Here is a 20,621-nt window from a genome sequence, read left to right on the forward strand (position 1 = left end):
TTCGCGGTTTGCATCAGAAGCGCCAGATCACGTCGATGAACGCGCGGTGCATGTACGAATCGACCTGGCTGCCATAGGCATCACCCGGCTTGAACACGCCGCCACGGAACCGCACCAGGGCCGAAGGCTCGTCGATCGACTGGCTCAGCGCTGCCGGCAGCAGGCCTTGCTTGAAGTACTTGGTGACCACCAGATCCATTTCCTGGCCGAGGTCTTTCTTGCCATCGTCCAGTGGCAGGGAGGTGCTGGAAAGGATCGCGCCGGTGACGTCGTCGGTGTTGTTTTCCACGGCGTTGATGCCGTTGCTGCCCACCGGTTTGTTGCCGTCCACACGCCAGAACTTGTGGTAGATCAGACTGGCGTCGTACTGGTCGTTGAGCATCCACGAACCGAACAGCGTGGCGGTCTGCATGTTGTTCATTTCGCCACGGAACGCTTCGCCGAAACGGTGAACGCGGGAGCGAGTACCGGTGTAGTTCGAGCGGTTGCTTTCCAGGCCGTTCTGTTCGTAATCGGCGCTGGCACGGGCATACGCCGCACCGACCTGCCACTGCGGATCGAGGCGCAGACGCACGCCGATGTCGGTGGCCCAGCCGTTGATGTCTTCACTGCGCTTGGCTTGTGCCGGACGGCTGCCATCGGCGTTCAGCGGGTTGACCGTGTCGCGGTCACCGCTCATGCCGGTGATGCTGCCCCAGTAGTTGACGGTGTTGGTGTTGCGCCAGTTGTAGGCGTCGCTGTCGGCGGTCAGGCCGAGCCAACTGATGTCGCCGTTCTGGGTTTTGTCGAGCGAATCGCGGGGTACACCCGGTTCGGCGTAATCGAGTTTGCCGTCGTCGTGGGTGTGATGGCCGCGAATGCCGACCCAGTTGCCTGGCGTCCACTGATAGGCAGCGTCGGCGTAGGCGTGCAGGCGATCCTTGTCTTTCGGTGCCAGCTCTTTGAGGTCGGTGCGGTATTCGCTGAAGCGTTCGGCAACACCGGCGTTGGCGCGCAGCAGGGTGGTGTCGAAGGTCCAGTTCAGCGCTTCGATGTTGGTGTCGCGCCACTGGCCGTCGTCGTTGCGCAGGCGCTGGCGACCGAACTTGAGGATCTCGCCGGGGTAGGGCGTGAAGCCGCTGTAGCCGACCCAGAACTCGCGCATCGCCAGGTAGTTTTTCTTGGTCTTGCGATCACCGCTGTCGGTGTTTTCGGCACCGTCGGACTGCTGCAGGGTGTCGGTTTCGATGATGTCGCTCGAGGCGACCGCCTGACCCATGGCGTAGGCGCTCCACGCACCACTTTCGCCGTAGACCCACGGGCGCAGGTCGAGGCCGACGCCGTTGACGTCGCCACCCTTGGCAGTGCCGAGGTCGCGGTCGTCTTCGGACTGGCCGGTGATTTTCACTTCGAGGCCGAAGTTCTTGGTTTCAGTGATCGCGGCCAGTGTCGGGCAAGACCAGATCAGCGCGAACGAAAGGCCAAGGCCGGCCTTCACGAATGGATTCAACTTCATAATTTTTCCTCGCCGTCTTCTTCTTGCAGGGCGTGCAGTTGCAGCGTGTTCTGGTTCAGGGCGCCTCGGCTGGCCTGTTCCTGCTGCAACAGACGCTGGGCTTCGGCCAGGCGCTCGGGCGGCAATTGCGCCGCGAGGGTGGTCGCCAGCTCATCGGCTTGCGGGGTGTTCTGCGCCTTGGCCAATTGGCTGAATACGTAGGCGTTGAGTGGGTCGGGTTTGGTGCCCTTGCCTTGGGAGAACAGCTGGGCGATGGCGAAGTCGGCACTGTTCTGGCCGTTGCGCGCAGCAGTCAGCAGATGGTCGAGAGCCTTCTGCGGATAGACTTTGCCGAGATAGCCACGGCGGTAGATCTGGCCGAGGTAGTAGTCGGCGGCGACTTCGCGGCCGACGGCTTTCTGGAAATGTTCCTCGGCGACTTTCGCATCGGCCGGCACCAGTTTGCCTTCGTAGTAGAGCTTGCCCAGCAACAGTTCGGCGCGCGGCTGGTCAGCGGCGCGGCCGTTGTCCAGGTACTTCATCATCTGGTCGGTGTCGCCGAGTTCCGGGAAGTCGTAGAGCAATTGCGCAAGGGTGACCCACGACGCCGGGTAGCCCGGAGCGATCGGCTCGAGCAGCGACTGCGCGGTTTTTTCGTCGGTTTTGCCCAGGGTCGAATCGGCGAGTACACGGGCAACGGAATCCACGCGCTGGGCGCTGACGCTGCCACGGCTGTGAGTAGCCTGCAGTTGTTTGATCAGCTCGGCCTGTTGCTCCGGCGCGCCACGTTTCTGATAGACCGTGGCCAGTTCGACGTAGCAGATATCGGTGGTGTTGAGCGCGGCCTTGCAGATCTTTTCCACCTCATCCAGATGCTGGTCGTAAGTACCCTGGGTGCGATACAGCAGCACCTGCGCCAGGCCGGCTTCCGGGTAGCCGGATTTGCGCCACTGGTCGATCTGCTGCTGGGCGTTGATGTTCGGGAAACTGTGCGGGTATTGCAGGTACAGCATCGCCAGCGGGATCAGCGTATTGCCTTCGCCATGGGCGGCGGCTTTCTTCAGCAGGGTTTCGGCTTCCTGATGCTCGGCCTCGGTGGCGCCGGGCTTGGCCACCAGCAAGCGACCGAGACGCGCCTGGGCACGCGGCGAAACATCGGCCGCCGCGCGGTAGGTCGCCTCAGCCTGTTTGATCTGCGCGGGGTCACGGCTGTCGACCTGAATGTCGGCCAACCCGACCTGAGCTTCGCTGTAACCCAGGTCGGCCAGTGCACGGTAGTTCTGCGCGGCGGTCGCGGTGTCACCGCGCTTGAGCGCTTCGTTGGCCAGACGCTGGTCGGGCAGGCCGGCGCAACCGGCCAGGGCGATTGCCATGGCCATGGCCAGGCTCAGCGGGGCCGGCGGGATTCTGATAGGGCTCGTCATAGGCATGTCCTCGACTTAAAGACCGGCAGCCATGGCTTTGTCGATCAGCCAGTTCAGGTTCGGACCACGGTCGCTGTTCACTTCCACCGGGCGGCCGGCGAAGCTGCTGTCCAGCGGCTCGCCAGGCTGGATCTGCACACGGATGTCGGAGGACAGGTCGGCGCTTTTCAGGCTGGTGCTGCTGACGATCTTGCCGGTGCGGGTCTTGTCTTCGCCGGCGATCTGGAAGCTCACCGGGGTGCCCGGGCGCACGTCGCCGAACTGGCGATAGGAGAAGCGTGCATCGACGGTGGCCAGGGTGTTGCGCGGTACCAGCGAGAAGATCACATCACCTTTGCTTGCGTATTGACCGTCAGCCACCAGTTGCTGGGCCACGGTGCAATCGCAAGGGGAGGTCAGGGTGCCGGTCATTTGCTTGCCGAACAGTTCTTCAACCTTGGCCGGTTGCAGTTGATCTTCGTCCAGATGGCCCTTGAGCACGTCGAGCATGCTGGTGCTGAACGTCGCCAGCGGTGCGCCCTTGGCAGCGACGCCGTCGGACTTCACCAGGCTCTGCACGGTGCCGTCGCGCGGCATGGTGATGTTCATCCCCGGCACGCTGACCAGACCGGCCTGTGCGTGGCTGACGAAATACATGCTGTACACCGATTTGAAGACGAAACCCGCTGCCACGAGGCCGATCGCGAAGATACCGGCGCTGAAGGTCACGGCTTTCAGGCGACCGAACGGGGTCATGCCGTGGCCGCCGTCCTTGACCTTGCGCGCCTTGGTGAAGTTGTCGCGCTGCAGGGTTGCCAGCACTTCGCCGATGCTGACGATGTCGCCGGCCAGGTGCGAAGTGATCAGGTGGCGCAGGGTCGAAATGTCTTGCGGTTCGAGGTTCTGGAACTGGCAACCGGCGCGGCCGGTCTGGCGGTCGTAGGAGCGCACTTGCAGTTCAACGTCCATGGCAATGCCGAGGTTGTCGATGACGAATTGCAGACGTGCCTTGCGCACCTCGCCAATGGTCAGCGGCAATTGACCGGCATTGAACGCCAGACCACCGGCAGACAGGTCGATGACCCGTGCTTCGACCGGTGTCCGGTCGGGACCGAAGAACCGCAGCTTAGCCGGGATTTTCACCCGGGCGTGTTGGCGCTGGGCTTCGGATTCATGCACTACGTTGGCGTTGACGGCGGTATTCATAGGGGCGATTTCCTTGTTAATTCAAGAGGGGCGGGTCAGACCATCATCAGCAGCACGGCGACGAAAATGCTGCCGGCGGAGAAGGTCATGGTCCGAGACGACCAGGTGTTGAACCAACGTTGAAAGCTGGCGAGATCACGGGTCAGGGAAGTGGGCTGGCGAGTCCAGGATTGTTGGTCGAGGCGGAAGAACACGTAGATCTTCACCAGCGCACCGACGATCTGGTTGTAATAGAGAATCACCGGGTACGCCGGGCCGATGCGGTGGCCGGAGCAGGACAGCAGCAGCGTCAGAATCAGGCGGGTGATGCCGATCCACAGCAGGTACGCGAGGATGAACGCGCCGCCGTACTTGAAGCTGGCGATGATTGCTACGGTCAGTCCGAGCAGCGAGGTCCACATCGACACGCGCTGGTCGAACAGCACCACCGAGGTGAAGGCGCCGAGGCGTTTCACACCCAGGCCCAGTGCCCGGGAGTTCTGTCGCAGGTTGTTGCCGTACCAGCGGAACATCAGTTTGCGACTGGCCTTGATGAAGCTCTTTTCCGGCGGGTGCTCAACGGTGTTGATCGCGGCATCCGGCACGTAGAAGGTGTCGTAGCCCAGGCGCATCAGGCTGAACCAGCTCGACTTGTCGTCGCCGGTCAAAAACTTGAAACGGCCCAGACGCCAGTGTTGCAGCGAGTCGCTTTCGACGTCGGCGATGAAGTCCGGGTTGGTGACCACGGAGGCACGGAACACCGACATCCGGCCGGTCATGGTCAGCACGCGCTTGGACAGGGCCATCGAGCACATGTTGATGTGGCGCTGGGCGAAGCGCAGCTTGTGCCACTCGCTCATGATGTAGCCGCCGCGTACTTCGCAGAATTCGTTGGTGGTCAGGCCGCCGACGTTGCCGAACATCTGGAACCACGGCACGGTCTTGCGTACCACACCTTCGGCGAGCACGGTGTCGCCGTCGATCACGGCGACCACGGCACGGTCGTCCGGCAGGTGACGGGAGATCGCACGGAAACCATAAGCCAGGCCGTCGCGCTTGCCGGTGCCGGGAATGCGCACGAAGTCGAGCTTCACCCGCTCTGGCGGATTCATCCGCGCCCACAGCGCCTTGACCAGCAGCTCATCGGACATTTCCACGATGGAGCAGACCACGGTGGTCGGCAGTTCGCAGTCGATGGCTTCGCGGATCACCGAGCTGTAGACCTGCGCGGTGGTCAACGCGTCGATACGAAAACTGGTGACCATCAGAAACACATGCGACGGGTCCGCCGCCTTACCCAGCTTGCGAACCTTGCGGCGCAGGTGCGGGTAGACGATGTAGAGAAAAATCATGCCGCGCACAAAGTGTGTGGCACCCATCGAGTAGCGCCAGATACCCACGGCGCCAATCAGGAAAATGAAGTCCTTCGACTCGGAGTCGAACGTGGACGTGGGCAGCATCAGGGCCAGGCCCATCAGCAGGCTCAGAAACAAAAGCCAGCCGGCGGATTGCAGAAAAAAATGTTTGAGCTTGGACATGACCGTCATCCGAAGGTGATGGGGGCTTCAAGCCGCCTGCCGATTCACGGCGTGCGGCTTGAAGCTCGAGGCTTGCTGCTGCGTTACCAGCAGATGCCTTCGGTGCGGGTGCCGGCATCGGTGGCCTTGGCCATGAAGCCGACCAGGTCGATGACCTGTTTGCCGTGCGGGGCCTGCTGGGCCAGCGCGCGGAACTTCTCGTCGCGGTTGCCGAGGATGATCACGTCGGAGTTGTCGATCACCGAATCGAAGTCCGCATTGAGCAGGGACGACACGTGGGGGATCTTCGACTCGATGTAATCCTTGTTCGCGCCGTGGACACGGGCGTACTGGACGTTGCTGTCGTAGATGCTCAGGTCGTAACCCTTGCCGATCAGCATTTCGGCCAGTTCCACCAGCGGGCTTTCGCGCAGGTCATCGGTGCCGGCCTTGAAGCTCAGGCCGAGCAGGGCGACTTTGCGTTTGTCGTGGCTTTCAACGATGTCGAAGGCGTTCTGCACTTGCGATTCGTTACTGCGCATCAGCGAGTTGAGCAGCGGCGCTTCGACGTCCAGGGAACCGGCGCGGTAAGTCAGGGCGCGCACGTCTTTCGGCAGGCACGAACCGCCGAAGGCGAAGCCCGGGCGCATGTAGTACTGGGACAGGTTGAGGGTCTTGTCCTGGCAGACCACGTCCATCACTTCGCGGCCATCGACGCCCACCGCTTTGGCGATGTTGCCGATCTCGTTGGCGAAGGTCACTTTGGTCGCGTGCCAGACGTTGCAGGTGTACTTGATCATCTCGGCGACGGCGATGTCCTTGCGGATGATCGGGGCGTCGAGTTCTTCGTAGAGCGATTGCAGAACGTCGCCCGAAGCCTTGTCGAACTCGCCGATGACGGTCATCGGTGGCAGGTCGTAGTCGGCGATCGCGGTGGATTCACGCAGGAACTCAGGGTTCACGGCTACACCGAAATCAACGCCGGCCTTCTTGCCGGAGCAGTCTTCGAGGATCGGGATCACCACGTTGGCCACGGTGCCCGGCAGCACGGTGCTGCGCACGACGATGGTGTGGCGGGTGGATTTTTCACGCAGGACAAAACCGATCTCGCGGCACACCGCTTCGATGTAGTTCAGTTCCAGGTCGCCGTTCTTCTTGCTCGGCGTGCCGACGCAAATCATCGACAAATCGGTGTCACGAATCGCCTCGGCGAAGTTGGTCGTACCGCGCAGACGACCGGTCTCGATCCCTTGCGCCAGCAACTCGCCCAGACCCGGTTCGACAATGGGGGATTTGCCCGCGTTGATCATATCGATCTTGTCTTTGGCAACATCGACGCCAACCACGTCATGGCCCCGTGCAGACAGGCAACCGGCACACACTGCGCCGACGTAACCCAAACCAAATATGCTGATGCGCATCGCAATTACCTCTGTATATATCAGGCCGTTAAAGGGCCGGAGTTAATGGTGTTCAGCGGTCTTAGTGCACTCGAAAGTGTGACTTGCAGGCGCCACAATGCCGTGTGCAGGCATACTAAGTTTCGAGTGTCTAAATAAGTGCACTCAAGATGTGCGCAACCAGGCCTTATTGTTGTGACGTGCCCTGTTATGCAGCTGATCCTCTGGCAAGAGGACTCTTGTGCAATCTCGTATTGCGCGCTCGATGTCAGGCGCAGGCCTGTGGATCGGGCGGTTGGGTGCTCAGGCGAGCACGTTTATAAGGGCGCGGCCTTGGCCTTGTAGGGGATATTGATGGTGCGTATCTCCTGTCCTTCGATAGTTGTCCAGAGTTGTTATCCATTCAGGCAAGTTGCTGTGACAACTTGGTTACATGGTTTTGATCTCTGCGTAAGTTATCTCGTACATGTTCGGCGAGAATCGTTACCGGTGGTATGAGCTATGCATTTGGACATAGTTCCAGTCCGCCCATCGCCAAATCTGAAATTTCTTGAAATATTGAGAAAGATGGCACTGCTCTCATATTGATAGCACTTTCGATTTCGCCCTTTATTGATAGGCAGATAATCGCGTTAGATGGTTTTGTGCCACTACCGGTAAAAAATTTACGTGCCACTACTGAAAAAAATGACAACTGTCGAGTGAAAGAAAAGATAGAAATCGAGGCGATGTTTTTATGGCGCCAATAAAACGGCGAAAAGAGGGGAGGTTTTTTTGACGTCGTGCGAGCTGCACGACTCTCACTATAAAGAGTCGTGCAATGAGCATGCTTTATTCCGGGGCGTGGTCGCGCAGAAACACCAGATTGTCCGGTTTCGACTGTTCGGCACTGTAGCGATAACCCTGAGCATCGAACTGTTTGAGAGCGGCCGGATCGTTGATGCGCTCCTGGATCACGAAGCGACTCATCAGGCCGCGGGCTTTCTTGGCGTAGAAGCTGATGATCTTGTACTGGCCGTTCTTCAGGTCCTTGAACTCGGTGTTGATGATCCGCGCGTTCAGGGCTGAGCGTTTGACCGCCGAGAAGTACTCGTTGGAGGCCAGGTTCAGCAGCACGTCATCGCCCTGGTCGGCCAGCGCTTCGTTCAGCCATTCACTGATGCGCGTGCCCCAGAATGCGTACAAGTCCTTGCCCCGGGCATTGGCCAGTTTGGTGCCCATTTCCAGACGATAAGGTTGCATCAGGTCGAGCGGGCGCAGCAGGCCGTAGAGGCCGGAGAGCATGCGCAGGTGCTGTTGCGCGTAATCGAAATCGGCTTCGCTGAAGGACTGGGCGTCGAGCCCGGTGTAGACGTCGCCCTTGAAGGCCAGCAGCGCCTGTTTGGCATTCTCGGGGGTGAACGCCGGTGTCCAGCTGCCGAAACGCGCGGCGTTGAGGCCGCCGATCTTGTCGGAGACGTGCATCAGTTCGCTGATCTGCGCAGGCGTCAGCTCGCGCAATTGCTGGATCAGCTCCTGGGAATGGTCGAGGTATTGCGGCTGGGTAAAGCGCTGGGTCGCCGGCGGTGTTTCGTAATCGAGGGTCTTGGCGGGGGAAATCACCATCAGCATGAAGTCGTCTCCTTTAATCGTGGGGGCGATTCTAGGGGGTTGAGGCGGATGACTCCAGCTATCAGGTCCATAGGTGATCGGCGGTTTGCGAGCCGGATCGGCTATAGTGCCGCGCGGGTTTTGTTATGGAGACATCCCATTGCGCATTGTTCTTTTATTCACCGTGTGGCTGTTGAGCTTCGGGGCCGTTGCGGCGCCGGGCGATATTGCCACGCTCGATCGCAGCACCTGGCCGGAGAAACTCGACAACCCGACCCTGTTCGACGTCGCCTCCCGGGCGGAAATCCTGATGTTCGCCCGGGGCCTGCTGGGCAGCGAGTCGCTGGATGAGGCCGCGCTGGCCCAGCGTCTGGGGCTGCGCACGGTCAATCTGGAGGCGATCAACAGCCTGCGTGAGCGTCTGTGGCAGCGGCTGCTCGCCAATTACAACTTCGCCCAACAGAGCTGCGATCAGGACGCCTCGTTCTGCTTCCTCGTCGAAGACCTGCCGACCCTGCGCGAGCAGGCGACCAAGTTCGTGGTCAGCGACGAAAGCTATTACACCAAGTGGGCAGAGCCGAGCCGGATCTTCCATCAGCAGTACCTGGATGAACTGATGCGCAAGGCGGCGCTGTCGCCGCAGACCACCAGCGAAGTCGATCATTTCGGCGACTACGAGCGCAACGGCGACGAGATGCACGACCGGCTGTTCCTGTTGAGTTTCGACAGCGCTGCGAACCTGCAGCCGGACAATACCGACTGGATCGCTGACTACCTGCGCAAATCCAGTCTGAGCGGCACCTTTTTCCTGCTGGGCAAGGATGTGCAGGCGCGGCTGGCGGATCGCTCGGTGAATAACCTGCAATCGGAATTCTCGAAACTCTGCGTGGGCGTGCAGGGTTGGGAGTTCCGTTCCCACAGCCACTGGCAGGACTGGCAGGACTCGGTGCGCCGCAGCAGCGATCTGGTGAAGAACAAGCTGCCGGAGAACTACGTGCCGCTGTTCCGTCCACCAGAGGGACAGCGCCGCAGTGATGCCGGCAGTTTCTTGCGCAATCAGGGCCTGCAAGTGGCGCTGTGGGACATCGATGCCCAGGACGGTGCCGGCAAGCTCAAGGGCAATCCGAGCGCACAGCGGGTGCTGACCCTGATGCTGTTGTGGCGCCACGGGGTGATCAATTTCAACATGAAGCAGGATGCGGTGAAGACGGCGTTGCCGTGGCTGATCACGCAAACCGCGCAAAGCGGCATCGGCTGGGAAGACTGTCAGGACGCTTTTCGCTGACAAGCGGCGAGAGCCCGGAAACATTGGGCTTGGGGTGAATTTTTTGCAAAATTCGATGCAGGCGGACTTCCGACTCTAACGGGGGCGGGGCGGTCCGCCAAGGGCTTTTCGTCACTTTGCAAAATAAACTTCAAAAAAGCGTCAAAGTGCTTTTTTCTGTCACGGGTTTTGGAGTATTACGAAGTCAGACCGCCGAAACCTGCAACACAGGTGGCGTCTTCCAAGACCCATTTTGTGTGCGGTTCACCTGCTATCCCGACAAAAGCTGTGCAGGTGGATTCGGCAGTCACTTCGAGGCGCAGCACCGTCCAGGTATTGCGTCGAATGGCTCCCACAAAGGTGACCGAGTATGGATGATCACGGACGTAGCCCTTCCTCCAACCAGCCAATCCTTTATGTACTCGATACCAACGTACTGATTCACGATCCAAACGCCCTGCTGAATTTCGAAGAACACCACGTCGCGATCCCGATGACCGTGCTTGAAGAGCTGGACAAGCTCAAGAGCGGGCATCACAGCGTGGCCGCCGAATGCCGCCAGGCCATCCGGCTGATCGACAAGACGCTGGGCGATGCCTCGCCCGAAGACGTCGAGCAAGGGGTGCCGATCCAGCGCGGAAAGAGCGGGCCGAAGGGGTTGCTGTCAATTCTGATGAGCAAGCAGGCGGAGTCGAACCTGATTCTGCCCGAGCACCTGAACGACAACAAAATCATCAACCAGTTGATCGATCTGCACACCCGCGACCCGAAGAAACCGGTGGTGCTGGTCACCAAAGACATCAACATGCGCCTCAAGGCGCGCGCCTGCGGGATTGCGGCCGAGGACTACAGCACCGACCAGTTGGTCGACGACGTGTCCCTGCTGCCCAACGGCTACCACAACATGACCGGCTCCTTCTGGGACCGCGTGAGCAAGGTCGAAACCCGTCAGGACCATGGCCGCACCTGGCATCAGGTGCAATTGATCGACAACCTGCCGGCCGTGCACATCAACGAGTTCATCATCGATGAGCAGGGGTTCGTCGGCTGGATCAAGGAGATTGAAGAAGACCGGCTGCTGATTCTCGATCTGCACCAGGAACCGCTGCTGCATCAGGAAGCCTGGGGCCTCAAGCCGCGAGACATCTATCAGAGCCTGGCGCTGTACGCCTTGCTCGACCCTGACATTCACCTGGTCAACCTGTCCGGCGCCGCCGGTTCCGGCAAAACCATCCTGGCACTGGCCGCTGCGATCGAGCAGACCATGGTCAGCAAGCGGTATCGCCGCATCATCGCCACCCGCAGCGTGCAGGGCCTGGACCAGGAAATCGGCTTCCTGCCCGGCACCGAAGCGGAAAAAATGGAGCCGTGGCTGGGGGCCATCACCGACAACCTCGAAGCCTTGCACATGGATGACGAAAACACCCATGGCAGCGTCGACTACATCCTCAGCAAAGTGCCGTTGCAGTTCAAATCGCTCAACTACATTCGCGGTCGCAGCTTCCAGCAGAGCCTGATCCTGATCGACGAATGCCAGAACCTCACGCCGCACCAGATGAAAACCATCATCACCCGGGCCGGCGCCGGTTCCAAAGTGGTGTGCCTGGGCAACCTGGCACAGATCGACACCCCTTACCTGTCCGCGACCAGTTCCGGGCTGACCTACCTGACCGAACGTTTCAAAGACTTCCCCAACGGTGTGCACATCACCCTGCAAGGGGTGCCGCGTTCGATTCTGGCCGAATACGCCGAATCGCATCTGTAACCCTTACAAAGGAACCGGGCGACTGCAAAGTCGCCCGGTTTTTTATGTGCGGAAATTTGACCCGCAGGTTTACAATCGGTGCTCCTGATCAGGAGTAATCCCGTGCTGACTCATCTCGATTCCCAAGGTCGCGCCAACATGGTCGACGTCACCGAAAAAGCCGTGACGTTCCGCGAGGCGACGGCCCAAGCGCTGGTGCGCATGCTGCCCGACACCCTGCAGATGATCGTCAGCGGCGGCCACCCCAAGGGCGACGTGTTCGCCGTGGCGCGTATTGCCGGCATTCAGGCAGCGAAGAAAACCAGTGATCTGATTCCCCTGTGCCATCCGCTGATGCTGACCGGCGTCAAGGTCGAACTCAGCGCCGAAGGCGACGACGCCGTGCGCATCGTGGCTCGCTGCAAACTGTCCGGGCAGACCGGCGTCGAGATGGAAGCGCTGACCGCCGCCAGCGTCGCCGCCCTGACCATCTACGACATGTGCAAAGCCGTGGATCGCGGCATGACCATCGAAAGCGTGCGTCTGCTGGAGAAAGTCGGCGGCAAGAGCGGGCATTTCCAGGCGGAGCAGCCATGAACCTGACCGTGAAGTTTTTTGCCCGTTACCGTGAGGCGCTGGGCGTGGATTCGGTGAAGGTCGAGGGCGATTTCGCGACGGTCGACGATGTGCGCGCATTGCTCGCCAAGCGTGACGGCGCCGAGGTGCTGAGCGAGCAAAATCTGATGTGTGCGCGCAACGAAGACCTTTGCCAGCTCGACGAGCCGGTGGTCGATGGCGACGAAGTGGCGTTTTTCCCCACCGTGACCGGAGGCTGAGACATGGCGATTCGTGTGCAGTCCACGGCGTTCGATCCCGGCGCTGAAGTCAACGCGATGCACGCGGCCAATGTTGGCGTCGGCGCGGTGGTGAGTTTTGTCGGCTACGTGCGCGACTTCAACGATGGCCTCGATGTTGCCGGAATGTTTCTGGAGCACTATCCGGGCATGACCGAAAAGGCCCTGGGCAAGATTGCCGTCGAGGCCGAACAGCGCTGGCCACTGTTGAAGCTGGAAGTGCTGCACCGCATCGGCGCGCTGGAGCCGGGTGAGCCGATCGTGTTCGTCGGCGCCGCCAGTGCCCATCGTCAGGCGGCATTCGACGCCTGCGCCTTCGTCATGGATTACCTGAAAACCCGCGCGCCGTTCTGGAAGAAAGAGAACACCAGCGATGGCCCGCGCTGGGTCGAAGGTCGTGACAGCGATCATGCGGCGGCGGATCGCTGGAAGCAGTAACTCCTCTCCTCAATCAGTCTCCCCTCGACTCCCGACCATCGGCTGACGCCGATGGCGTTTGTCCAATTGACGGCTTGTACGTAAAAGTCCAGTATGGATTTACAAGTACAAATAAAGTTTTTCCCTGTTTCAGCTCTTTCTTCTGTCTTGCCAAACCAACAACAACCCGCGAGAGAACGAACATGAAGAAATTCCCCCTCATCACCGGTCTGGCGCTGAGCCTGTTGGCGTGCAGTAGCGTGTTTGCCGCCGAGAAAACCCTGCGCATCGGTATCGAAGCGGCGTATCCGCCCTTCGCCTCAAAGACCGACCAGGGTGAAATTGTCGGTTTCGACTACGACATCGGCAACGCCCTGTGTGCGCAGATGCAGGTCAAGTGCGTGTGGGTCGAGGGCGAGTTCGACGGTCTGATTCCTTCCCTGAAAGTGAAGAAAATCGACATGGCGCTGTCGTCCATGACCATCAACGAAGATCGCAAGAAGTCGGTGGACTTCACCCACAAGTACTATTTCACCTCGTCGCGGCTGGTAATGAAGGAAGGCGCGACCGTCGATGACCAGTACGCCAGCCTCAAGGGCAAGACGGTCGGCGTGCAGCGTGCGACCACCACCGATCGTTACGCCACCGAGGTGTTCGAGCCCAAGGGCATCAACGTCAAGCGCTATGGCAACAACGAAGAAATCTACATGGACCTGGCGGCCGGGCGTCTCGACGCGATTTTTGCCGACACCATTCCACTGACCGACTTCCTGTCGATGCCGCGCGGCAAGGGTTACGCCTTCGTCGGGCCCGAGCTGAAGGATCCGAAATACGTGGGCGAGGGCGCGGGGATTGCGGTGCGCAAGGGCAACGTCGAACTGGTCAGCCAGTTGAACACTGCCATCGACGGCATTCGTGCCAGTGGCGAGTACCAGAAGATTTCCGAGAAGTACTTCAAGTCGGACATCTACGGCGACTGAGTTTCAAAAATGTGCAGCCTGCCATCGCAGGCTGCACGGTTTCAGCCCTTCAATTCCTTCAAATGCTTGTACACCGTCGCCCGCCCCATGTTCAGCACATTGGCCACATAGTTCGAGGCACTCTTGCCCTTGAACGCCCCCTCGGCATGCAGCGCCAGTACCAGCTCACGTTTGTGGTCGCGGGTCAGCAGGTTCAGGCTCAGTTGCCGCTCGCGCAGCCAGGCATGCAGGAAGGTGTTGATCCGCTCCTGCCAGTCATCGCGAAATAGTGAGTCCGGTTGCGGGATCAGTTTGCTCGGCGAGAGGAACAAGTCCAGCGCGGCTTTGGCATTTTCGAACAGCGAAATATTCAGGTTGATGCACAGCACCGCCAGCGGATGACCTTCGCTGTCGCGCAGCACGGTGCTCAGGCTGCGAATCTTCTGGCCGTCCCAGTTGAGCTTTTCGTACGGGCCGATGTTCCGTTCGCTGACGTCGTCGCTGAGCATGTCTTCCAGCGACGATTCATCGCCGATCACCCGTTTCGACAGGTTGTTGGCGATGTAGTCGACCTTCTGTGTGCGCAGGTCATGCAACACCACTTCGGCATGTGGAAAGAACAGCGTGGCAATGGCGTCGGCGATGGCGTGGTAGTTATCCAGCGCGGCGTCATTCAGCTCGGGAGATTGTTCGGGGGCGGTCATAACTGTGGAGCTCCAGGCAACGTCAACGCCCCCGTGGTCCGGGGGCGTTGCGAGTGTGCCGCAATCCGTTGGGCGCGTCATCCGGGGGCGGTCAGGCCAGGCGGGCGGGGGAGAGCATGGCGGCGGACAGACCGAACTGCTTGAGGTGCTCGGGCAGCGACTCACCGCGCACCAGCGCCGCGCTGGCCTGGCCCATCGCCGGCGAAGTCTGGATGCCGTAACCGCCCTGGGCCGCGACCCAGAACAGTCCTGGCACCTGCGGATCGAACCCGGACAACAAATCACCATCGGCGACGAAACTGCGAAGACCGGCCCAGGTGCGGGTCGGGCGGCGGATGGTCAGGGTCGTCGCTTCTTCGATCTGGTAGATGCCCATGGCGATGTCCAGTTCTTCCGGCTGCACGTCGTGCGGCTCGACCGGGTCGGCGTTGGCCGGCGAGCCGAGGAACATGCCCGCGTCGGGCTTCATGTAGAACGACTCGTCGAGGCTGACCAGCATCGGCCAGTGGTGAATGTCCACGCCTTCGGGGCCGGCGAAGATGAACGCGGCACGGCGTTTTGGTTGCAGGCCCAGCGGTCGGGCGCCGGCCAGGGCACCGATCTTGTCGGCCCAGGCGCCTGCCGCGTTGATCACGACAGGAGCGCTGAAGGACTGGCCGTTGGTCTGGACTTGCCAGATATCGTCAGCATCACGGCTCAGCCCGAGCACTTCGCAATCGGTCAGGACTTGCCCGTTGTTGCGACGGATACCACGCAGATAGCCTTGGTGCAGAGCGTCGGTGTCGATGTCGCTGGCGGTCGGATCGTAGATTGCGCCGTGGACCCTTTCCTGGCGCAGGATCGGCAGCCGCACGCACGCTTCTTCCGTGCTGAGCAGTTGCATCTCCGGCACCGTGGCCTTGGCGCTGAGGTATTGATTGTTCAGTTCGGCGGCGTCACCGGTGAAATCCACAGTCATTTCGCCGCGCGGAGTCAGTAGCGGGTGTTCACAGAAGCCGCTGGGCGGGTGATCGAAAAACGCTCGGCTGGCCTGGGTCAGCGCCCGAACCTGCGGGGTTCCATAAGCGGCGGTGAACAGCGCGGCCGAACGTCCCGTTGAGTGATAGGCAGGGTGCGATTCGCGCTCCAGCACCACGACCTTGCCATGTTGCGACAGCCAGAAACCGGTGGAAGCGCCGGCAATCCCGCCGCCGATGATGATGAAATCTGCATGACTCATGAAAATCTCCGGTGTCAGCGCTGCAATTGATAGACGGCGTTGGCCAGGGCGATGTCTTCCAGACCCAGACCGATGGAGCGGAAGAACACGTGACGGTCGTAACCCGGACGCTGCACTTTCTCGCTGAGCAGATCCGCCAGGTCACCGATAATCGCGCTGTTGTCCCAGCCATGCTGTTCGCTGGCGATCAGCATCTCGCCGGCCGAACCCGGCGTGGTCAGACGATAGTCGCAGAACACCTGCATGTCGTTGAGGCTCTGCGGCGGCACTTCGTGGGCGCGCGGTGCGTTGGTGCTGATCGAAGTGATCAGCGCCGGTTTGTTCAAGGTTGCCGGGTCGATCACAGGTCCTGCGGACGAGGTGCAGAGCATGATCACGTCTGCATCGGCAATGGCGGCCTCGCGGCTGTCAGCGATGCTCGCGCGCGGATCGAGGGTTTGCAGCAGGCGGGCGGTTGCCGGGTCTTCATTCAAGGTGGGCGAGTACACGCGGATGCTCTGCCATTCGCGCAACGTCTTGACGTAATGCAGGTGCGCCTGGGCGACCTTGCCGCTGCCGATGATCGCCAGGCGCGAGGCTTTCAAAGGGGCGAGGGCGTCGACGGCGACAGCTGTGGTTGCAGCCGTGCGTGCGGTGGTCAGTTCGCCGGCATCGCAGAGCAACAGCGGCTGGCCGGTCTGCATCGACATCAGCAGCGTCCACGCCGTCACCAGCGGGCCCTGTTCGCGAACGATGTACGGCGAGGTCTTGACCCCGTACACGCCGTCTTCGGCCAGCACGCCCAGATAGTTGATGAAGTCCCCGGCGCCTTGGGGGAATTCCACCAGTTGCTGCGCCGGTTGCACCGCGTGCCCGGCCGCCAGATCGCGGAACAGCTTGCGCAGGATCTGCGGCACATCGATCCGGGCCAGAAGCTCACGGGCCTGGGTTTGGTCGATCACGTAAGGCGTACTGGACATGTCGGACTCCGGAGACTGTATCTAAACTAATTTGTCCATTATGGACTTTTAGTTTTATTGAACAATATCCGGGCGAAAAAAAAGCGCAGTCCGTTGCCGGCTGCGCTTCTCTTTTTGGCGTCGCTTACTGTGGGCGCTTGCGCTCGACCGCCCGCAACAGATGGGTCGGTGGTGTTTCACAACTGATCTTGCGACCCAGTTTTTCTTCGATGGACGGCAACTGATAGGAGTCGTCTTCACCGGCAAAGCTGATCGACACGCCATCGGCGCCGGCCCGACCGGTACGGCCGATGCGGTGCACGTAGTCGTCCGGGACTTCCGGCAGGGTGAAGTTGATCACGTGGCTGATGCCGTCGATGTGAATGCCGCGACCGGCCACGTCGGTGGCGACCAGTACGCGGATCTTGCCTTCGCGGAAGCCTTCCAGCGTCTTGATCCGCTTGTGCTGCGGCACGTCGCCGGACAGTTGCGCGGCGTTGATGCCGTCGCGTACCAGGCGTTCTTCGATGCGCCGCACTTCATCCTTGCGGTTGGCGAACACGATGACCCGCTCCCAGCCGTTGTCGTTGACCAGGTTGAAGAGCAGTTTGTATTTGTCAGCCCCGGCCACCGCGTAGATGTGCTGTTCGACGTTCTCGTTGGCCACGTTGGTGACTTCGATTTCGACGATGGCAGGGTCGGTGGTCCACTGCTTGGCGAGGTTCATCACGTCTTCGGTGAAGGTCGCGGAGAACAGCAGGGTCTGGCGTTCGCTTTTCGGTGGAGTCTGGCGAATGATCTGACGCACTTGCGGGATGAAGCCCATGTCGAGCATGCGGTCGGCTTCGTCCAGCACCATCACTTCGACCATGTCCAGGTGCACGTCGCCACGCTGGTTGAAGTCGAGCAGACGGCCCGGGGTGGCGACGAGGATGTCACAGTGGCGGGCTTCGAGGTGCTTGAGCTGCTTGTCGAAGTCCATGCCGCCGACGAACGTCATGACGTTGAGGCCGGTGTACTTGGTCAGGTCGGCGGCGTCCTTGGCGATCTGCACTACCAGTTCACGGGTCGGCGCGATGATCAGTGCCCGTGGCTCGCCCATGTAGCGCTCTTTCGGCGGTGGGGTCTGCAACAGCTGGGTGATGATCGAGATCAGGAACGCGGCGGTCTTGCCGGTACCGGTCTGGGCGCGGCCGATGGCGTCTTTGCCGGCGAGGGTGAAACCCAGCACCTGCGCCTGGATCGGCGTGCAATACGGGAAACCCAGGTCCTGGATGGCGTGCATCAGTTCCGGGGCGAGTTTGAAATCGTGGAAACGGGTCTTGCCTTCCTGTGGCTCGACGACGAAGTCTTCGAGTTTCCAGGGAATGACCGGCGCCTTGGGCTTCGGTTCGCGGCGTGGTTTGGCCGGTTTGGGTGTTTCGCTGCGGGCGCTTTCTGGAGCGGGAGCGGAAACAGCAGCGGGTGCCGGTTCGCGTTTCGGTGTGGCTACGGGAGCCTGGCGGTCCGCCGGTTTGGCATCGCTGCGATGACCGGGGGCGTGCGACGGCGCACTGGGAGCTGGCGCGAGCTGCTCAGCCTCGCTTTTTCCGAACATCTTCTTGAGTGCTTTGAGCACGGTCATCTCATCAATTGGTTAAGGAATGTACGCCGGCCAGTGTAATGCAAGAAACGGGCGCGGCGTAGTGGGATGATCAAAGGGGCCCGACCACTGGAAAATCGAGCCCCGGACGATCAGCGCAGGCGTTCGCTCAGCCACACGCCGATGTCGCGAATTTCTTCGGGTAACACTTCGTGCTCCATTGGGTATTCCTGCCATGTCACGGTGACACCATGGGCCTTGAGATACTCATACGCCGTGCGGCCCATCGAGTTTTGCACCACGTTGTCGAACTGGCCGTGCAGCGCCAGCACCGGAATCCGTTGCTGACTGGCGGACAACTCCAGTTCGTCGCTGAACGTCGGCGCGTAGGTCGACAACGCCAGCACGCCACCCAACGGCCCCTGCCATTTCAGAAACGCGGTGTGATAGACCACGGCGCCGCCCTGGGAAAATCCGGCAAGGAAAATCCGCGAAGCGTCTATTCCGCTGGCGCGCTGTTGTTCGATCAATTCGATGACGTGATCGGCGGACGCTTCCAGCTCATCGCGGTCGATGGCACGAGCCGGGCTCATCGCCTTGATGTCGTACCAGCTCGGCATGGCATAACCGCCATTTATTGTCACCGGGCGGGTCGGCGCCTGGGGCAAAACGAAGCGCGTGCTCAGCAGGCTTTCCTGCAAGGCCTCGGCCACCGGCAGAAAGTCATAGCGGTCGGCGCCGAGGCCGTGCAGCCAGATCACGCAGGCGTCGGCTGCCTTAACAGGCTGAAGAATCAAGGGCTCGGTCATGGCTGCTCCAAAAATGTGCGGGCGCTCTCATTAAGTGCGTGATTGGGGTGCGCGCCCGGTTGATCCGTTAAGAAGATGTCGCAAGGCTACAAGTTTTGCTATTGACCTGTCGCTCAATCGCTTCGGCGAGCGGTGTGGTACGGGCTTTGCTATGAGGTAGTCGTGCAATCGATCTCGCGCCTGGCGGTAACACTATCAGTGAACGCCCGGCGACGGGATAGCAAAGAATCCGGTGATGGATGTTCGCCAATGGCCGCAATGGGCTTCGCGAACGTGAAAGGGCTACAGCCCGTTCGGCCGACTGGTGAGAAGTGAGTTGTCCATGATGTGGATTTTCTCCTACTAGACTCATAGCGAAGGTCCTGCGTCGGTTGACCCCATAAAAAGCCAACACGGGTCAACAACGCCTCAAAAGGGTGCGACTGGACTCAAGCTCCGACACAACAAGAGCAAAACTGGAGGTTTGAATGAAGATGTTGAAATCCACTCTGGCGGTCGTGACTGCTGCAGCAGTCCTCGGCGTCAGCGGGTTCGCTCAGGCGGGTGCAACCCTGGATGCGGTACAGAAGAAAGGTTTCGTGCAGTGTGGCGTCAGCGACGGTCTGCCGGGCTTCTCCGTACCGGATTCGACCGGCAAGATCCTCGGCATCGACGCCGACGTCTGCCGTGCCGTGGCCGCTGCCGTATTCGGCGATGCGACCAAGGTCAAGTTCAGTCAGTTGAACGCCAAGGAGCGTTTCACTGCTCTGCAGTCCGGCGAGATCGACATCCTGTCGCGCAACACCACCATGACCAGCTCCCGTGACGCGGGCATGGGCCTGAAATTCCCTGGCTTCATCACTTACTACGACGGCGTGGGCTTCCTGGCCAACAACAAGCTGGGCGTGAAAAGTGCCAAGGAACTCGACGGCGCGACCATCTGCATTCAAGCCGGTACCACCACCGAGCTGAACGTCTCCGACTACTTCCGCGCCAACGGCCTGAAGTACACCCCGATCACTTTCGACACCTCCGATGAAAGCGCCAAGTCGCTGGAATCCGGTCGTTGCGACGTGCTGACCTCCGACAAGTCCCAACTGTTCGCCCAGCGCAGCAAGCTGGCCTCGCCGAAGGACTACGTGGTTCTGCCGGAAACCATTTCCAAGGAACCTCTGGGCCCGGTCGTGCGTAACGGCGACGACGAGTGGCTGGCCATCGTGCGTTGGGTCGGCTACGCGCTGCTCAACGCTGAAGAAGCCGGCATCACTTCGAAAAACGTACTCGAAGAAGCCAAGTCCACCAAGAACCCGGACGTTGCCCGTCTGCTGGGTGGCGACGGCGAGTACGGCAAGGATCTGAAACTGCCGAAGGACTGGGTCGTGAAAATCGTTTCCCAGGTGGGTAACTACGGCGAAATCTTCGAGAAAAACCTCGGCAAGAGCACTCCGCTGGAAATCGACCGTGGCCTGAACGCGCTGTGGAACAACGGCGGCATTCAGTACGCACCACCAGTGCGCTAATGGTTCTATCACCCGGCGGGCCAACCGCCGGGTGATGTTCTGTTCCATTTCTTGCGGGGCACT

General features: G+C 60.6%; 18 protein-coding genes. 7 read left to right on the forward strand and 11 right to left on the reverse strand.

Annotated elements, in window-relative coordinates; genetic code table 11:
* Window positions 1–13: 13 nt before the first annotated feature.
* The 6 genes from IF199_RS05000 to yaaA all read right to left on the reverse strand — a co-directional run bounded on the left by IF199_RS05000 (window position 14) and on the right by yaaA (window position 8,590).
* Window positions 14–1,495: an alginate export family protein gene (locus tag IF199_RS05000; protein WP_192559839.1), complete on the reverse strand. Its 1,482-nt coding sequence runs from the start codon at window positions 1,493–1,495 to the stop codon at window positions 14–16.
* On the reverse strand, window positions 1,492–2,904 hold the full coding sequence (gene algK, locus IF199_RS05005) for an alginate biosynthesis TPR repeat lipoprotein AlgK (RefSeq protein WP_192559840.1): 1,413 nt from the start codon (window positions 2,902–2,904) through the stop codon (window positions 1,492–1,494). The genes IF199_RS05000 and algK overlap by 4 nt, the downstream gene beginning before the upstream one ends.
* A gap of 9 nt (window positions 2,905–2,913) precedes the next feature.
* A complete protein-coding gene (locus IF199_RS05010; RefSeq protein ID WP_192559841.1) occupies window positions 2,914–4,083 on the reverse strand; it encodes an alginate biosynthesis protein Alg44 in 1,170 nt (389 codons plus the stop codon).
* A gap of 35 nt (window positions 4,084–4,118) precedes the next feature.
* The gene (alg8, locus tag IF199_RS05015) at window positions 4,119–5,600 is read right to left on the reverse strand and encodes a mannuronan synthase (protein WP_176504818.1); all 1,482 of its coding nucleotides are present in this window, start codon (window positions 5,598–5,600) and stop codon (window positions 4,119–4,121) included.
* 83 nt (window positions 5,601–5,683) lie between these two features.
* The gene (locus IF199_RS05020) at window positions 5,684–7,000 is read right to left on the reverse strand and encodes a nucleotide sugar dehydrogenase (RefSeq protein ID WP_096819160.1); all 1,317 of its coding nucleotides are present in this window, start codon (window positions 6,998–7,000) and stop codon (window positions 5,684–5,686) included.
* An 810-nt stretch (window positions 7,001–7,810) separates the two neighbouring features.
* Complete coding sequence (yaaA, locus tag IF199_RS05025) at window positions 7,811–8,590, reverse strand: peroxide stress protein YaaA (protein ID WP_192559842.1); 780 nt, start codon at window positions 8,588–8,590, stop codon at window positions 7,811–7,813.
* 139 nt (window positions 8,591–8,729) lie between these two features.
* Between yaaA and IF199_RS05030 the strand changes: the two genes are divergently transcribed.
* The 6 genes from IF199_RS05030 (at window position 8,730) to IF199_RS05055 (ending at window position 13,828) form a co-directional block, all read left to right on the forward strand.
* Window positions 8,730–9,854, forward strand: a complete 1,125-nt coding sequence (locus IF199_RS05030) for a polysaccharide deacetylase family protein (protein WP_192559843.1) — start codon at window positions 8,730–8,732, stop codon at window positions 9,852–9,854.
* Between the two features lie 349 nt (window positions 9,855–10,203).
* A complete protein-coding gene (locus IF199_RS05035; RefSeq protein WP_096819166.1) occupies window positions 10,204–11,598 on the forward strand; it encodes a PhoH family protein in 1,395 nt (464 codons plus the stop codon).
* Window positions 11,599–11,700: 102 nt separating this feature from the next.
* On the forward strand, window positions 11,701–12,174 hold the full coding sequence (gene moaC / locus IF199_RS05040; protein ID WP_007957321.1) for a cyclic pyranopterin monophosphate synthase MoaC: 474 nt from the start codon (window positions 11,701–11,703) through the stop codon (window positions 12,172–12,174).
* A complete protein-coding gene (gene moaD, locus IF199_RS05045) occupies window positions 12,171–12,413 on the forward strand; it encodes a molybdopterin converting factor subunit 1 (RefSeq protein ID WP_096819168.1) in 243 nt (80 codons plus the stop codon). Before moaC ends, moaD begins: the two co-directional genes overlap by 4 nt.
* A 3-nt stretch (window positions 12,414–12,416) precedes the next feature.
* Window positions 12,417–12,869: a molybdopterin synthase catalytic subunit MoaE gene (gene moaE, locus IF199_RS05050; protein WP_085711692.1), complete on the forward strand. Its 453-nt coding sequence runs from the start codon at window positions 12,417–12,419 to the stop codon at window positions 12,867–12,869.
* A gap of 182 nt (window positions 12,870–13,051) precedes the next feature.
* Window positions 13,052–13,828 (forward strand): ABC transporter substrate-binding protein, encoded by a 777-nt coding sequence (locus IF199_RS05055; protein WP_192559844.1) that lies wholly within the window; start codon window positions 13,052–13,054, stop codon window positions 13,826–13,828.
* Between the two features lie 41 nt (window positions 13,829–13,869).
* On the opposite strand, the gene IF199_RS05060 is transcribed toward IF199_RS05055, so the two are convergent.
* The 5 genes from IF199_RS05060 to IF199_RS05080 form a co-directional block, all read right to left on the reverse strand.
* Window positions 13,870–14,511, reverse strand: a complete 642-nt coding sequence (locus IF199_RS05060) for a helix-turn-helix transcriptional regulator (protein WP_192559845.1) — start codon at window positions 14,509–14,511, stop codon at window positions 13,870–13,872.
* A gap of 91 nt (window positions 14,512–14,602) precedes the next feature.
* Window positions 14,603–15,730 carry an NAD(P)/FAD-dependent oxidoreductase gene (locus IF199_RS05065; RefSeq protein WP_192559846.1) on the reverse strand — a complete coding sequence of 376 codons (1,128 nt, stop codon included), beginning with the start codon at window positions 15,728–15,730 and terminating at the stop codon, window positions 14,603–14,605.
* Between the two features lie 14 nt (window positions 15,731–15,744).
* Window positions 15,745–16,689, reverse strand: a complete 945-nt coding sequence (locus IF199_RS05070; RefSeq protein ID WP_192559847.1) for an ornithine cyclodeaminase family protein — start codon at window positions 16,687–16,689, stop codon at window positions 15,745–15,747.
* A 124-nt stretch (window positions 16,690–16,813) separates the two neighbouring features.
* Window positions 16,814–18,292 (reverse strand): ATP-dependent RNA helicase RhlB, encoded by a 1,479-nt coding sequence (gene rhlB, locus IF199_RS05075; protein WP_096819178.1) that lies wholly within the window; start codon window positions 18,290–18,292, stop codon window positions 16,814–16,816.
* 110 nt (window positions 18,293–18,402) lie between these two features.
* Window positions 18,403–19,059: an alpha/beta hydrolase gene (locus tag IF199_RS05080; protein WP_192559848.1), complete on the reverse strand. Its 657-nt coding sequence runs from the start codon at window positions 19,057–19,059 to the stop codon at window positions 18,403–18,405.
* A gap of 467 nt (window positions 19,060–19,526) precedes the next feature.
* On the opposite strand from IF199_RS05080, the gene IF199_RS05085 reads away from it, so the two are divergent.
* Window positions 19,527–20,558, forward strand: coding sequence for an amino acid ABC transporter substrate-binding protein (locus tag IF199_RS05085; protein WP_096819182.1), 1,032 nt, complete (start codon window positions 19,527–19,529; stop codon window positions 20,556–20,558).
* The last annotated feature ends 63 nt before the right edge of the window (window positions 20,559–20,621 follow it).

The sequence above is a fragment of the Pseudomonas allokribbensis genome, assembly GCF_014863605.1.
GTDB classification, from domain to species: Bacteria; Pseudomonadota; Gammaproteobacteria; order Pseudomonadales; family Pseudomonadaceae; genus Aquipseudomonas; species Aquipseudomonas allokribbensis.